The organism is Acinetobacter sp. ANC 4218 (assembly GCF_002135245.1).
Classification (GTDB): Bacteria; Pseudomonadota; Gammaproteobacteria; order Pseudomonadales; family Moraxellaceae; genus Acinetobacter.
Map to the genome: position 1 here is coordinate 31,661 of NZ_NEGD01000008.1, position 16,106 is coordinate 47,766.

14 protein-coding genes are annotated in these 16,106 nt (G+C 41.5%); 5 read left to right on the forward strand and 9 right to left on the reverse strand.

Annotation, left to right across the window (positions count from 1 at the left end):
• Window positions 1-58: 58 nt before the first annotated feature.
• Both ahpC and B9T38_RS09110 read right to left on the reverse strand, forming a co-directional pair.
• The gene (ahpC, locus tag B9T38_RS09105; protein ID WP_086196496.1) at window positions 59-622 is read right to left on the reverse strand and encodes an alkyl hydroperoxide reductase subunit C; all 564 of its coding nucleotides are present in this window, start codon (window positions 620-622) and stop codon (window positions 59-61) included.
• A gap of 152 nt (window positions 623-774) precedes the next feature.
• Complete coding sequence (locus B9T38_RS09110) at window positions 775-1,407, reverse strand: TetR/AcrR family transcriptional regulator (RefSeq protein WP_086196614.1); 633 nt, start codon at window positions 1,405-1,407, stop codon at window positions 775-777.
• 139 nt (window positions 1,408-1,546) lie between these two features.
• Here B9T38_RS09110 and B9T38_RS09115 point away from each other — a divergent pair, with 139 nt between their 5' ends.
• Window positions 1,547-2,011 (forward strand): hotdog fold domain-containing protein, encoded by a 465-nt coding sequence (locus B9T38_RS09115; RefSeq protein WP_086196497.1) that lies wholly within the window; start codon window positions 1,547-1,549, stop codon window positions 2,009-2,011.
• Between the two features lie 79 nt (window positions 2,012-2,090).
• On the opposite strand, the gene ssb is transcribed toward B9T38_RS09115, so the two are convergent.
• The 3 genes from ssb to B9T38_RS09130 all read right to left on the reverse strand — a co-directional run bounded on the left by ssb (window position 2,091) and on the right by B9T38_RS09130 (window position 5,330).
• Window positions 2,091-2,681 carry a single-stranded DNA-binding protein gene (gene ssb / locus B9T38_RS09120; protein WP_086196498.1) on the reverse strand — a complete coding sequence of 197 codons (591 nt, stop codon included), beginning with the start codon at window positions 2,679-2,681 and terminating at the stop codon, window positions 2,091-2,093.
• Between the two features lie 51 nt (window positions 2,682-2,732).
• Complete coding sequence (locus B9T38_RS09125) at window positions 2,733-4,097, reverse strand: MFS transporter (protein WP_086196499.1); 1,365 nt, start codon at window positions 4,095-4,097, stop codon at window positions 2,733-2,735.
• Window positions 4,098-4,244: 147 nt separating this feature from the next.
• Window positions 4,245-5,330, reverse strand: coding sequence for a DUF475 domain-containing protein (locus B9T38_RS09130; RefSeq protein ID WP_086196615.1), 1,086 nt, complete (start codon window positions 5,328-5,330; stop codon window positions 4,245-4,247).
• A gap of 239 nt (window positions 5,331-5,569) precedes the next feature.
• Between B9T38_RS09130 and tenA the strand changes: the two genes are divergently transcribed.
• A complete protein-coding gene (tenA, locus tag B9T38_RS09135; RefSeq protein WP_086196500.1) occupies window positions 5,570-6,241 on the forward strand; it encodes a thiaminase II in 672 nt (223 codons plus the stop codon).
• A gap of 264 nt (window positions 6,242-6,505) precedes the next feature.
• Here the strand turns inward: tenA and B9T38_RS09140 are convergent, their stop codons facing one another.
• Entirely contained in the window at window positions 6,506-6,847 is a 342-nt protein-coding gene (locus B9T38_RS09140; protein ID WP_086196501.1) for a GlpM family protein, read from the reverse strand.
• 64 nt (window positions 6,848-6,911) lie between these two features.
• Complete coding sequence (locus B9T38_RS09145; protein WP_424623801.1) at window positions 6,912-7,268, reverse strand: DUF1304 domain-containing protein; 357 nt, start codon at window positions 7,266-7,268, stop codon at window positions 6,912-6,914.
• Window positions 7,269-7,511: 243 nt separating this feature from the next.
• On the opposite strand from B9T38_RS09145, the gene uvrA reads away from it, so the two are divergent.
• Window positions 7,512-10,343: an excinuclease ABC subunit UvrA gene (gene uvrA, locus B9T38_RS09150; protein ID WP_086196502.1), complete on the forward strand. Its 2,832-nt coding sequence runs from the start codon at window positions 7,512-7,514 to the stop codon at window positions 10,341-10,343.
• A gap of 144 nt (window positions 10,344-10,487) precedes the next feature.
• On the forward strand, window positions 10,488-11,327 hold the full coding sequence (locus tag B9T38_RS09155; protein WP_086196503.1) for an AbiJ-NTD4 domain-containing protein: 840 nt from the start codon (window positions 10,488-10,490) through the stop codon (window positions 11,325-11,327).
• A 15-nt stretch (window positions 11,328-11,342) separates the two neighbouring features.
• On the opposite strand, the gene B9T38_RS09160 is transcribed toward B9T38_RS09155, so the two are convergent.
• On the reverse strand, window positions 11,343-13,046 hold the full coding sequence (locus B9T38_RS09160; protein WP_086196504.1) for a GGDEF domain-containing protein: 1,704 nt from the start codon (window positions 13,044-13,046) through the stop codon (window positions 11,343-11,345).
• A gap of 1,389 nt (window positions 13,047-14,435) precedes the next feature.
• Here B9T38_RS09160 and omp33-36 point away from each other — a divergent pair.
• Window positions 14,436-15,311 (forward strand): porin Omp33-36, encoded by an 876-nt coding sequence (gene omp33-36, locus B9T38_RS09165; protein ID WP_086196505.1) that lies wholly within the window; start codon window positions 14,436-14,438, stop codon window positions 15,309-15,311.
• 49 nt (window positions 15,312-15,360) lie between these two features.
• Here the strand turns inward: omp33-36 and B9T38_RS09170 are convergent, their stop codons facing one another.
• Window positions 15,361-16,056, reverse strand: a complete 696-nt coding sequence (locus tag B9T38_RS09170; protein ID WP_086196506.1) for an ion channel — start codon at window positions 16,054-16,056, stop codon at window positions 15,361-15,363.
• Between the last annotated feature and the right edge of the window lie 50 nt (window positions 16,057-16,106).

A 16,106-nucleotide genomic window follows, 5' to 3' on the forward strand; every position in this document is an offset into this window, starting at 1 on the left:
ACATAAAAAAATCCAGAATCGAAGTCCTGGATTTTTGGGAGAGTATTTTAACTTGAGATTATATTTTACCGATCAGGTCGATTGAAGGTGCAAGGGTTGCATCGCCTTCTTTCCATTTTGCCGGGCAAACTTCACCGGGGTGAGCATGGACATATTGTGCAGCCTTGACCTTACGTAAAAGTTCTTGCGCATCACGGCCAATACCGCCAGCATTGATTTCGATAATCTGGATTTTGCCTTCCGGATCAATGACGAAAGTCCCACGGTCTGCCAGACCTTCAGCTTCAATTAACACTTCGAAGTTTTTCGCCAAGGTCCAAGTTGGGTCACCCACCATGGTGTACTGGATTTTCTTGATTTCCTCAGAAGAATCGTGCCAAGCTTTGTGAGTGAAATGGGTATCTGTCGATACTGAATAAATTTCTACGCCCATTTTCTGGAATTCAGCATAGTTATCTGCCAAATCACCGAGTTCTGTTGGACAAACGAAAGTGAAATCTGCAGGATAGAAAAATACTACTGACCATTTCCCAATTATGTCTTTTTCAGAGACTTGAATGAATTCACCATTTTTATACGCTGTTGCATTGAATGGCTTCACTTCAGTATTGATTAAACTCATGAAATATTCCTCTAGCTTGTTTTCGGGATTGCTTATCTTGTGAAGCTAGAATACGAAAGATTCTCAAATAGGCAAAACCGTACTTTTTTATAAAAATTATCGGATTTTTAGATTAATTCTATCCTACTTTACTTTTTATCGTTTGGATCGATTTAAGGATAAGCGGGAAACTGCGCGATAGATTGCCAGGCTGCATCAATCAATGCCTGTTTATATAGGGTTGGAGAAGTACTGACTTTGTGTGATAGCCAGGCCCGACAATAACTTTCAGTTGCACCCAGCATTAAAGATAACAGCAATTCTCTTGGAATCTTTGCAAGTTGCGCAATCTCTTCATCGGCCTGCAGTTGTAACCAGACAAATACCGCCTGATTACGTTGCTGGTTTTGTACCGCAACTGCTGCATTCTGCTCTGTCCCTAACGCCCTACGCGCCATAAACAGGAAGCGGGCAAAGTCGGGATTCTGCACCACCCAGTCAATATATCGACCAATGATGACCGTCACACCCTGTTGCACACCTCGGACTTGCTGTAATGCTGCTGTGCGCTGCTGCATCTGATCTTGCAAGGCTGCACTAAAGAGTGCGCCTACGATGCCTTCCTTGTTTTTAAAGTGATGATAAATCGCCCCTACACTGCTATCCGCACGCTCACGGATCATTTCAATACTGGTGGCTTCAATACCGAATTCAGCAAAGCACTCTAAGGCGTGTTGCAGCAGAATACGTTTTAGTTCGGCACGGCGTCCGGGATAAATGCGGTGTAGTAAATCGGCTTGCTGCATATCCATATGCTTCGATACATGATGAGACCAGGCAAAATCATAGACCATTTTTTATTAAAAAGCAGTCATTTGTGCCAAATAACAGAATAATATTCTGTATTAGAATAATACTCTGCAAACTAAAACAGGGACATCTCGGATGAGCCAAGCATTAAAAGTATGGAAAGCTTTAGCAAACAAACCTGCAGGCAAATGGACATTTTCAAAAATGTTGTGCTTAAAAGCGCCTTATTTCAGCAGTATCTCTCCCCTATTTGAAAGGCTGGAACCGGAATACTGCGCAATCAAAATGAAAAAGCACCGCGCTGTACTTAATCATCTGGGCACCGTACATGCCATTGCCATGTGTAATATGGCAGAGCTTGCCGGGGGAACCATGACCGATGCCACTGTACCGGCTACTCATCGCTGGATTCCCAAAGGCATGCAGGTGGAATACCTGAAAAAAGCCAATACCGATTTGGTTGCAATAGCTACACCGGTACAGGCCAATTTCCAGTGGAATGCAGGCAGTGATTATCAGGTTCAGGTTGAAGTCAAAGACACGGCGCAGGAGGTTGTATTCCGTGCCGTCATTACCATGTGGGTTTCTGCCAAGAAATAAAAATTACTCATCAATTGTCCATTAAAAAACCCTCCGCAATAGGAGGGTTTTGAAGATGACTTGCCGTTTTAATTACAATTTAGAACGGAAGATCATCATCTAAATCTGCCGGTGCAGCTGCTGCCGGTGCAGGCTGTTGTTTTGGCGCAAAACCACCCGGGTTGTTGTTGCCATAACTATTGCTCTGATTGTTCTGGTTGTTGTTATAACCACCCTGATTGCCATAGCCGCCTTGGTTGTTATTATTGTTGTTATAACCGCCGCCTTGATTATTGTTGAAACGTGGCTGGTTATAACCCGAGTTATCGCCACTCGCAGCTTGTTCACCTTGCTGACGGTTACTGTCCAGCATTTGCATCTGTTCACCACGAATTTCTGTGGTGTAGCGTTCCTGACCACTTTGGTCTGTCCACTGACGCGTACGCAATGAACCTTCAATATAAACTTTTGAACCCTTACGTAGATATTGCTGTGCAATTTCACCTAAGCGGTTATGCAACACAATACGATGCCATTCAGTTTGTTCTTTACGCTCACCAGTATTTTTATCAGTCCACGAATCGCTGGTTGCAATTGAAAACTGAGTCAGAGAACCACCATTTGGAAAAGTTTTGGTTTCAGGATCTTTACCTAAAGTTCCAACTAAAATAACTTTATTAACACCACGCATCAGACGTACACTTCCTATTCATTTCTATATTTTACTTTATAAGAGTTATGCTTAAATGGCTACCTCTTTACCCAACAACTGCGTTAAATCTTGTCGCGCAGCTTCATCTATCAGCTGTTTATCAATTTTAACATAAGCAAATTGCTGGTCGGACATCACCACAACCTCTTCAATACCACGAATTGCCAAAAGTTGAGAAGTCCACTCATCCGTTTGTTTTGTCTCGGGCAAGGCCAATACCAATGAAGAAAGATAACGTGGCTGGGCCAAACCAAAGCTGATCAATAACCAGACCACCGCAATAGCTGCCAGAATGCTCCAGCCCAGTGAGGTATTATTGAGTAACAAGAGTTGACCGCCAATCATGCCACCGAAAAATGCCCCTAAAAACTGGCTGCTGGAATTTACGCCCATGGCTGTCGCTTTGGACTGGATTGGTGCAGATTTGGATAACCATGAAGGCAATAAGGCTTCCATGACGTTAAAGGCAATAAAGAATAATCCTAAGCCTGCCAATAAAACATATTTGGATTCATAACCAAAAATCAGCACCAGTAAGCCCAATACGATTCCAGCAATTGCCGTCAGGAAAATACCGCGCATTTTGCGATATTTTTCCGCCAGAATAATGCTCGGAAAGGCAAAAAACAGGCTAATAATGAGCAGTGGCAAATACACCAGACCATGACTGGATAAAGGAATACCAGCAAACTGAATCAGTTGCGATGGCATATATACAAACATCGCAGTCAACAACAGGTGCAAGGCAAAAATTGAAACATGCAGACGGTTTAAATCGCCCATTTTCAATACCTGTTTCAACTGTGCAGCATAACCTTGCTGGTAATTTTTATGATGACGGGTGACTTTAGGAACAAAGAGCAGCATCGAAATGGCAGCCAAACCCATAACGGTCGTCACCCAGAACAGGCCAGAAATTCCCACCAGACTGGTCAGCCAAGGCCCCAGACTGAAGGCCACCATAAAGGATACACCAATACTCATACCCATGACTGCCATGGCTTTGCTGCGCTGTTCTTCACGGGTCACATCGGCCAAAAGTGCCATCACCACCGCTGAAACTGCACCACCACCGGCAATGGCACGGCCAATGATTACGCCATAAATGGTCTCGGACATCGCCGCAACCGCACCACCAAGGGCAAACAGCAACAGACCAATAATGATCAAAGGCTTACGACTAAAGCGGTCGGCCAGCAAACTAAATGGTATTTGTAAAATGGCCTGGGTTAAACCATAGACCCCAACAGCTAAACCAATCAGTGCAGGGGTTGCCCCTTGATATGACTGCCCTGCCACCGAAAACACAGGAATAATCATGAACAAGCCCAACATACGCAGTGCAAAAATACTGCTTAAGGCAAAGGTTGAACGGCGTTCTAAAGCATTCATCATATTAATTGGCTTGGGTCTATAAATTTCATTTCGATGGATTATCCTACAACATTCATATTATAAATGCTGATTTTTCAGGAATGAACCCCCATAAAAAAGGACGCATTTCCATGCGTCCCTATTGTACTCGGTTTTCTTAAAAAACCATTAATGGATTCGTTCTTGACGTTTGCTATATTGAATGGAAGCAATGACTGCCCAGACAATAAACGCCACACCAATTAAACCGGTGACTACTTCCGGCACATGCACACCGGTACCACTGGCCAACATAATGAAGGCTAAAGCGCCAATAGCATAATGTGCGCCGTGTTCAAGATAGATATAAGCATCCAAAGTACCTTTTTCCACCAGATAAATGGTCATCGAACGCACAAACATGGCACCAATCGCCAGACCGAGCATGATGATCACCACATCTGAAGTAATGGCAAAAGCACCGATTACACCATCAAAACTGAACGATGCATCCAGCACTTCCAGGTAAATAAAACCACCTAAACCGGCTTTAATAACGCCTGTAGATGCACCACTGGCATCATGTGCTACAGCATTGCCCTCTTCATCAATTTCGGGTTCACCGCCTAACAAGTGGCTTAATACCTGAACCCCAATGTAAATCACAATCCCCCAAATCCCGGCCATGGTCACCACTAAACGTGTGGCTTCTTCTACATTGGCTGCCATAATCAGCAAGCCAATTAAAGCCAGAAAAACTGACATTGCCGGTACATTCGCCAGATTGGATAAACGTGCTTCCAGCCATTTGAACCAGTGGGTATCTTTTTCGCTGTCCAGAAAGAAATTCAGGAATACCAGCAACAGGAATGAGCCACCAAAGGCTGCAATTTCGGCATGATGGGCCATCAGCTTTTCGGAATAACTGATCGGATCATTCAGGGCCATTTTCACGACTTCGAACATACCCATGTCAGCAGTCACGGCCACAATGACAATCGGGAACACCAAACGCATACCAAATACGGCAATGATGATACCAACCGTCAAGAAGATCATTTTCCAGAAATGATCCCAGCCACGCAGTACCGAGGCATTCACCACCGCATTATCGAAAGAAAGTGACACTTCCATGACTGCGAGAATGGCAGTAATGGTCAATGCCGTGAACATGGTCTTTAAACCTGCTTCCGGGCCATGGGTAAAACCCCAGTATGCAGATATAGCCAGACACACGATGGTAAAAATAATGGAGAAACCAAAATGTTTCATTATGATAAATCGACCTATAGACAAATAATTTATATCAAGTGCATTGGACAGAACCTAAAAGAGAGCACTTGAAATTTGATCGCTTCAATTATGACGGCTTTTTTACTTTAATCCAAAGTTCTTGGTATGATTTTTTTTGAGTACAAATACACTATTTTTTCTACTGCATATCTTGAGCTAAAAACTCTTGTTATAGTCCCGCCTTCTGTAAATTTTTCTTTTAACATCGACAGGATGATGACATGAGCTTTTCTCAAGATGTATGGCAACGCAACTTGGCTTTATACGAAAAAACTTTAGCCCTGCCATTTAACCAAGAACTTGCACAAGGGACTTTGAGCAAAGACATTTTTAGTCATTATGTAATTCAGGATGCGCATTATTTACTGGCTTATGGCCGTGCACTGGCTGTCTGTGCTGCAAAAGCATTTACAGCCGAGGATGTCATGCAGTTTTCAGATGCCGCCAAGATTGCCATTGTGGTAGAACGCAGCCTGCATGCTGACTTTATGCAGGAATTTGACATTAGCCAAGAAGAATTTAGAACCACGCCACTGACTCTGGCTTGTCATCATTACACTTCATTTTTAACCGCCACAGCCTGGTCAGAAAGCTATCCGGTGGTTCTGGCTTCTTTACTGCCCTGTTTCTGGATTTATGCCGAAGTAGGCAAAGCAATTGTTCAGCATTCCATTCCCAATAATCCTTATCAGGCCTGGATTGATACCTATGCCGGTGAAGAGTTTAATCAGGCAGTTCGTAACGTAATTGCGACGGTTGATAGCGTAGCTGCTCGTTGTGATGCAGATACTTTAGAGAAAATGCATCACGCCTATACTATAGCCGCCAAACTAGAATGGCTGTTCTGGGATAGTGCTTATGATCAACGTCAGTGGTTAGGTGTGGATGATTAATCCAAAATACCTATTTCTTTTCGGCGGAGTCTTACAGCTATAACATAAATTGAAACAGCTCATTCGTTACTTTGGTTTCGCCCAAAGTAACCAAAGGCATTTGCCATTCGCAAAACTCGTCGATTACCAAAAAATATAAAATTTTTCGCAGAAACATTACTTATTAAATCTTGCGGTGTATACACCTCATGCCTCGAACAGTTGCGAATGGCTCTTCCGCGATAGCAAATATTTTTGATGCTTTAATTTTTGTTTATTAAATCATTACTGCTGAAACATCTGCCAGCCATAAATCAGCCCTGCCGCAGCCACAATCCAGCAAAGGGTTGCTATGCTTAAACAGGACCACATCAACATTTTGCTTGCCAGCATATAAACCATCAGCAGATAAATGGCATAAGGAATTAAAGACCACAAACTAAACAGGGCTGTTTTCTGCAAAGCTTCTGCACCCTGCTGCTGAGACACAATCACATGGGCAATCAGAGCAAAAGTTGGAAAGAGTGGTACCAGACCGGCGATATAAAACGCTTTACTCTTGGACAGAAGGGAAATAATAAGTACAACCGCTGCCCCTAAAATACATTTCAAAAATAAAGCCAGCATCCCAACCCATCCAAACAGCTCAATTGATTAAGCCGCATAGTCTAAGCTGCAAAATATCGCTTATTTAAACTAAATTCAGCACAATCAAGGTCAGTAGTGCCGGCAATGCCTGAATATAAATAATTTTTTTACTTGCAGTAAGACTGCCATAAATGCCTGCCACCAGCACACAAGCCAAAAAGAAATTCGCCAGTGCAGGTGCATAGCTTACAGGCGCAAGTAGCGACCAGATCAGGCCTGCGGCTAAAAAACCATTATACAGACCCTGATTTTGTGCCAGCACCTTGGTCAGTTTTGCCTTTTCCGCAGTATTGCCAAAGGCTTTCATGCCCAGAGGTTTATCCCACAAAAACATTTCCAAAATTAAAATATAGAGATGCAACCCAGCAATCAGGGCGATCATAACTTTTGTAATAATCATGAGATTTCCGTTTTTTATTTTTCAGACGATATTTTGTATTTTAACGGTGAATTAGTCGAAATACTGAATTTCAATATCTAAATCTATGACTTGCAGGTACAGAGAAAGACCATTTCCATGCCTTGAGTTTCAATCCTTGACCAGTCCGACACAAAATGTCGTTTAAATTCTTTTTAATACAGCTTGAACATTTTTCATGCGCTATCATATATAGGTTTTTGATGAATTTTCTAGGATCATTGCATGAGCCAAAGTCACATCCGTATTCGAGGTGCACGTACCCATAACCTGAAAAATGTGTCTCTCGATATTCCACGCGACAAGTTTGTGGTGATTACGGGACTTTCGGGTTCAGGTAAGTCATCCCTCGCCTTCGATACCTTATATGCCGAAGGTCAGCGCCGTTATGTGGAATCACTGTCTGCTTATGCACGCCAGTTCCTTTCGCAAATGGAAAAACCGGAAGTCGACTCGATTGAAGGTTTAAGTCCGGCCATTGCCATCGAGCAGAAATCGACCAGCCATAACCCGCGTTCAACTGTGGGAACAATCACGGAAATTTACGACTATTTACGTCTGCTATATGCCCGTGTGGGAACACCATATTGTCCTGAACATGACTTGCCGATGGTGGCACAAACCGTATCAGAAATGGTCGATGCGGTAAAAAGTCTGGAAGAAGGTACAGCCTTGATGCTGCTAGCCCCAGTGGTACGTGAGCGTAAAGGTGAATACAGCAACCTGTTTGAACAGCTGCAAAGTCAGGGTTTTGTCCGTGCGCGTGTGGATGGTGAAATTGTTGAAATTGACACGCCACCGGAATTGGATAAAAAGAAAAAGCATACCATTGAAGTGGTGGTTGACCGTTTTAAAGTACGTGATGACTTGGGTAACCGGATTGCCGAATCCTTCGAAACTGCGCTGCGCCTAGGGGGCGATATTGCCATTTTGGCCTGGATGAAAGGCGAGCAACCTGAGCGCGTATTCTCTGCCAAACACTCCTGTCCGGAATGCGACCGTGCTGTTGCAGAACTGGAACCACGCCTGTTCTCGTTCAACAATCCCTTTGGTGCCTGCCCGGTCTGTGATGGTCTGGGAACCCGCAGCCATTTCAGTGCAGAGAAACTGATTCCCAATACTGAAATTTCGATTAGCCAGGGCGCGATTCGTGGCTGGGACAGACAACGTCCTTATTACTACAGCATGATTGAAAAAGTCGCCGCCCATTTTGGCTTTTCGCTGGATACGCCGTGGAATGAGCTGGATGCAGAGACCCAAAAGAAATTCCTGTACGGGACTGGCAAAGAAAAAGTCGATTTAAGTTATATCGATGAGCGCGGTCGTAAACATAATCGGGTGCAACCTTTTGAAGGCATTTTGCCGCATCTGGAACGTCGTTACCGTGAAACGGAATCGAACTATGTACGTGATGATTTAGCCCAGTATTTGTCTAATGCCGCCTGTGATGCCTGTGGCGGTTCACGTCTGAATGAAATTTCCCGCAATGTCCGGGTCAAAGACAAGACCATTGCCCAGATCACCAAAATGTCGATTGGCGATGCCGAAAGCTATTATCAGGATTTAAATCTTGAAGGGGCCAAAGGCGAAATTGCCGACAAGATTTTCAAGGAAATCCGTGAACGTCTGCATTTTCTGGTTTCAGTGGGTTTGAATTATCTCAGTCTGTCCCGTTCTGCCGAAACCCTATCGGGTGGTGAAGCACAGCGTATTCGTTTGGCATCGCAAATTGGTGCCGGCCTGATGGGCGTGATGTATGTCCTGGATGAGCCATCCATTGGTTTACATCAACGCGATAATGACCGTCTGCTGGAAACACTGGTGCGCCTGCGTGATTTGGGTAATACCGTGCTGGTGGTCGAGCATGATGAAGATGCCATTCGTGCCGCCGACCATATTATTGATATTGGTCCGGGTGCAGGTGTGCATGGCGGTCATATCATTGCCGAAGGAACCTATGAAGAATTGGCAGCCAATGAAAATTCGCTAACGGGTCAATACCTGTCCGGCAAGTTAAAAATTGAGGTTCCGAAAGTTCGAACTCAGCCGCCAAAACCGGAACAGCAAATCAAGCTGATGGGCGCGGCCGGTCATAACTTGCAAAATGTCGATTTAACCATTCCTTTAGGCGTGATGACTTGTGTCACCGGTGTATCGGGTTCAGGTAAATCGACCTTGATTAACCGTACCCTGTTACCACTTGCCGCAACTCAACTGAACGGTGCAACCACGTTAACCGCGGAAAAGTTTGACTCGATTGATGGACTACAATTCCTCGATAAAGTCGTGGATATTGACCAAAGCCCGATTGGACGTACCCCACGTTCTAACCCGGCGACTTATACCGGTCTATTTACCCCGATTCGTGAACTGTTTGCACAAACGCCAGAAGCCAAAGCCCGTGGTTATGCAGCAGGACGTTTCTCGTTTAACGTGAAAGGCGGGCGCTGTGAAGCCTGTGAAGGTGATGGCATGATTAAAGTGGCTATGCATTTCTTACCGGATATGTATGTGCCTTGTGATGCCTGTCATGGCAAGCGTTATAATCGTGAAACGTTAGAAGTCGGCTATAAAGGCAAAAATATTTCCGACGTACTGGAAATGACCGTTGAAGATGCCATGCATTTCTTTGAGGCTATCCCGGTCATTCACCGTCGTCTGGAAACCTTGAATCAGGTGGGTTTGGGTTATATCCGTCTGGGTCAGTCTGCAACCACCCTTTCCGGCGGTGAAGCGCAGCGGGTCAAACTGGCACGCGAACTGGCAAAACGGGATACCGGTAAAACCTTGTATGTACTGGATGAGCCGACGACAGGTCTGCATTTCCATGATATTGCCAAGCTGCTCGACATTCTGCATGAGCTACGCAACAAGGGGAATACCATTGTGGTGATTGAGCATAATCTGGATGTAATTAAGACTGCTGACTGGGTGATTGACCTGGGTCCTGAAGGTGGTGCTGGTGGCGGGATGATTATTGCTGAAGGTACACCTGAAGAAGTGGTGAAATCTAAAGTTTCACATACAGCTAAGTTCTTGAAGCCGTTGTTGAAGTGATCTATTAAATCCTCCCCATCCCTCCTTTTCAAAGGAGGGAGTGCCTCTAAATTTTTAAAGGAGTATGGTTCCCCCTCTTTCGTAAAGAAGGGTTAGGGGAGATTAAAAATATTTATAGAAAATTTTAAATTTGTTGAGGGCAAAATGCGATTTTCAGAACGATATGGATATAAACCTGTTCGAGACATTATCCAAAAAGAAAGTATAAATCTTGAGTTAAGAAATAGTATCTGGAGTATTTTCAATGATTGTTTTTGGAATAAAAAACATGACTATGGTCGCTGGAATTATTATAGAGATTCAAATTTAAGAAATTTGATATATTCCTATTGGTTTAATTTATTTAAAGAACCTACTGACACCATTCCCTTGAAAACAATTGATGCAATCAAGCATATAAGATCCTTTTTCTTTCGATGTGAATGGCATACCATTTATAGTTTTATTGAAGAAACTTTAGAAAACTACCCAGAACAATATAGTGTAAAAGAAGAAGTTTTTATTACTCTAATGAATCGGCTGTTAGAAAAAGAAAATAGTGCATATCGAATCATCAACAATGAAATTACACCAATAACATCAGAACAAGAAATTCAATCCATTGAAGATGCCCTAATAAATACAAATCCATATTCAAGTGCTCAAGAACATCTCAATCAAGCTTTGAAATTGCTCTCAGATCGTCAAAGCCCTGATTATCGAAACTCAATTAAAGAATCAATTAGTGCTGTCGAATCTATTTGTAAAATAGTGACCAATGATGAAAAAGCAACTTTAGGAAAAGCCCTAAAAATTATTGAAGATAAACTTGGTTTACACCCTGCACTTAAAGCAAGTTTAAGCCAACTTTACGGTTACGCTTCTGATAGCGATGGTATTCATCATGCCATGCTCCAAGAATCAAATCTCAGTTATATCGACGCAAAATTTATGTTAGTAGCCTGCACAAATTTTATTAATTATTTAATTGAGAAAACTAAATAGAGGGTGATCTTAGCATCACCCCGCTACTTTATTTTTACCCTTTGCCTTAGCCTGAAATAATGATTTGTCAGCTTTTTCCAGTAATGACATCCACGATGCTCCCCCTACCACTACTCCAGCACTAACAGAAACACGAATATTCTGGTTTAGTTCAGCAATATACAGTTCAGATCTGCCAATCTCCTGAAGAATTTTATTGGCAATAGCCCAAGCCTCCGGAAAATTAATGTGCTCAATTAAAACCAAAAATTCATCACCACCATAACGAACAATTAAATCCGAAGCTCTTACATTCAATTGCAATTTTTCTGCAATCAGTTTAATGACTTCATCACCGACAATATGCCCAAAAGTATCATTCACATGCTTAAAGTCATCGATATCAATAATGATTAAGCCGGTGTGCTTGAACTGATTCGGCTTATTCTCCAGATAACGGATATATTCCTCTAAAGCCAAACGGTTAGATACACCAGTCAAATTATCCGTATTGGCAATATTTCTGAGCTGAAATTCCAGTGCATCACGCTGCTGTAGTACCCGCTTTAATTCTTTAAGGGCGTCTAATAAGGTGATTGGCTTAGCAGATAATGGTGTCTGTTTACTCTCTATAACCTGATGCTGGGCCAGTCGAAGAATGGTATTTCTGGCTTTAAGTAACGGTATAAAAACATGATTACGCGCATAGATCATGGTAAAAGAAACTGCGACTAAACAGATCAGCGCCACCAGTAAGGTTAAAATCAGTTTTTGCTGGGCTTGTTTCTTCTGGGTTTGAGCCACCGTAACACTGTAATCCAGAATATAGCTTTGCAGATTGACTACTGTCAGGAATTTATCAACCATTGCTTCTGTGAGTTGCGTACCGGTCAATGAGTAGGCCTGATTATGGATACTTTCATTCATCAGGCGAGTAATTATTGGAATACCTTGATCTAAAAACTGTGCTTTTACCTGCTGATGTAAAGCTAGATATTCTGGGGTTTTATCCTGCTCAGGCTGTATGGTATTCACTAAAGCCCATAAATAATGGGCCTGATGTTGCGTCTGCAATGACCGCGCCAAGTTATCTTCGGGGATTTTTTCATTAAAAGTCACTGCTGCCATAATATTAGAGGCAGTTCGACCAGCCTGATCACGTAAATCAGCCAAAATTAAAATCAGCGTATAGTAGTCTGAGACTGAAGTTCCTTTAGCTTCAGAATGTACCAATACATTTTCTATAATTGCTTTACAACTATCCCATGCCTTAAACATTTGCTGAATCGCCTGATCCAGCTGTCTTGCACTCCGTTCAGATCGCGGCAAGGCACTATAAACATCGACCGCATGACGACCTTGAGCCAAAGCCCCTTTTACATGAGAAGATAAGGCTTGAGCCTGAACAGAAAAACCTGCCGTAGCTAAAATTGCACTTGTCTGCTCAATCTGCAGATCTACTTCTTTTCGGTAAGCTTCTAATTCTTTTATATTTTCTGCGAGTTCATCGGCACTACTCGACATCACCTTATTAGCAGGTGCCCGTTCACGGGAAATTTTATTGGCTAAATCAGCTACAGCACGAAGCGCAGAAATTTCAGTTAAGGCACGATCTGCTTTCTGATAGCTATGATAACTACTGACAATTAAGGGAACAGATAAAAACAAAAGAGACAGTGCGATAATGATCATCGACCAAAACAGTCGCCGGCTGATATGTTCCGAGCGTAATTTATACATAAATTAATTACTCACCATACACACCAAATGACCTGTGATCATACTCAAATTATATATAAATATATTACACGATTTTGATCTAAAAAGAGTTAAAAATTAATCAATGTTTTTAAATATCTGCATTCTATCAACCACTTATAATATTTTCTCAAATAAAAGTTAAAAAAAATCTAAATTCTTTAATAAAGCTTTAAGATCCAGTGCATATCTGTAGAGTTTCAACTTAATTTTTATTCTTTCCTTCAGATAGTAGCAACCTGCTTTTCATTGAGTGCAATTAAAAATTTTGCATATCTATAAATTGCAGTTAAGCAAGCCGCTTAAATAGAAAATCCTGTTTCCCTTAAAGATATCGACAAAATAATGCAGGACTATTTCTAGGAAGCCCCCCAATTTATATTGTTTCAATTAGCTGCTTATCTAAATATTGCTACTTGCATGATAAGAAAATATTTACACATGCCACAAATAAGTGCATAATGCACTGCATTAGGGCAAATTAAATATATTCTCAGCAGATTTTTTAATTTTTCCGAAGATTTTGGCGAAAAACCCCAGTTTTCTTTGAAAGTTGGGGTTTTTTATACTTAAATTTCAAGAAAAATCTAATCCCCCACTCCAAATTAAGCACCATATTGGTGCAATAAAAGTTAATTCTAGGGTTTCTACTCAAGGATTTACTCTCTAATGACTAAAAATAAGTTTTGCTATTAATATGATTATGCTTCCATTTTTATGGCCTGTTCTTACTTCGCAGCCAACTGCAATATTTTTCTGACATAAAAAAAAACCCAACCTTGGGGAAAGTTGGGCATATAAAACAAAAACTTGTTTATGGAGAATCAGATCATCATCACATTATTGCAATGTAGTATGAATTGATAGATATATTATCGTAAAAACCGTTATAAAAGTAAAGCCTATCAAAACGGTAAGATTTAAAATTCATCACAACAGCACGATATTTGCACTAAATAAATTAAAATTTGTGCATTTTTCAACCAACACTATCCCATTTTAGGTGAATTTTATTATTAGAATCAAATGAATAGCCTTAAAATGCCATACAGATCATGCAATAAAATATATTTCAATTGGATTTTACAATTAATTTTTAAATTTAATCCAATTTAACATTACACAAAGTCCTTATTTTTTGCATATTTCTGAAAAAATAAGTTTTAAAAATGTTCATATTCATTTGTTCTAAAAACAAATTTTTCAAGTTGACCTGACACAGTTTAATTGTACTTTTTTCAACCAATTACATTATGTATAACAAAAAAACAACAAAATAATGTTCTTTTAGTTCATTGACTTAATGTTTTGTTACAATACAATGAAAGTAGTTTAATTCACCTGCAATAGAAAATAGAACTGGAAATTAATATGAAAAAACTCGGTTTAGCCACTGCTTTATTATTAGCCATGACCGGTGCTCAAGCATATCAAGTAGAAGTACAAGGTCAGTCTGAATACATCGACACCACAGCAAATGACAAAGATTTCACCGGTGGTTTGCAAGGTACTTATTACCTTAAAGATGTTGACTCTTCTAAAGGCCCATTGGCTGAAGCAGCTTTCTTAAACCAAGCATCTAACGTATCTGTTGCTTATAATTACGGCGAGTTAGGTTCAGACGATATCGACGTTATCGCTCATAACTATGGCGTTAAAGCTGAAGCTTATGTGCCAACTCAAGTTGTACCTGTATATGCTAGCGCTTCTTATAGCCACACAATTTTAGACAGCAAAAATAACAACGCCACTGATGATCAAGGCGACCGTTATGCCTTAGAACTTGGTGCATTTGCTGCGCCTAATTTCTTGGTTGCAGTAGGTTATACAAGCGTTGCTGATCAAACTGCTCTTGATGCATTCAATGTTATGGCTAATGGCGTTGTTAAATCAGTTGGTGAAACTGCTACGATCGGTGAAGATCAAGATGCAATTACTGCACGTACCAAATATGTTGGTGCTATTGACGGAACCAACATGGCAATCGGTTTTGAATCTGGTTTAGTTTACGGTGACGACACTGCTTATAACCTAGGTACAACTCTTTTCGTTACGCCTAAGTTAAGCGTTGGTGCTTCTTATGCTGAATCTAGCTTTGCTGGTACACCAGACTCAGCTTGGGGTGCAAACGTAAATTACTTCATCACTCCTGCCGTTGCAGTGGGCGCTTCTTACGTAAATGCGAATGCTGAACAACTTGCGCTTGATACACAAACTGTTGGCGTAAACGCTAAATTCCGTTTCTAATTTTTAATTAGAAAAAGAATTCAAAAAAGGACGCTTTATGCGTCCTTTTTTATTGGTCTTTATCTTTAGAATGCTTGGGTAAATGGGCAATATATTGCAAGGCAATCAAGCGTGAAACAATGAGGGCCAGATACATAACCCCGGAAAACATTTGCAGTAGTGCCAGTACCCGTGCGGGGGCACTTATGGGCATTAAATCCGATAAGCCGGTTGCAGACTGCAAACTAAAACTCAAAAACAATAAATCAAGCCAGCTTTGTAAACCTGCAACATTGGGATTCTGAAAGCTTCCCGGTACCAGCAGCTGGCAAACGTTATATAAAAAAGCAAATGCCCAGGCCAGCAACGTAAATACCGCACCTGCAGCAAACAGTTCATCTCGGGTTAAATAGCGGTCTTCAAACATATAACGCAACAAACCATAGGCCGCGCTAAAGTAAGCTGCGGCTTCAAAACCATGGGCAATGACTTGTAGCCATGGATTTTTTATACCTAATATAATCAGGGAAGAAAAAATCACGGCACCACTGACAAAACTTAAGCCCAAAATGGTAAACATCGGTGTTTGCCGAATGACTTTGGCAATCACCAGTAAAACCAGCACCCCCAGTAGCCAGCTAAGCGTACGGTAAGGCGTGCTGTAATTGACGGCAACCGACAGAATTAAAATAATAAATTGTAATAAAAGTAGCCAAGCTGAAGGCAATACGCGAAATACCTTCCACACATCCATAATCGCCTGCATGTACTGCTCCAAAATATTGCTTTTTTATGCCTGAATTTTTTATGTTTCTT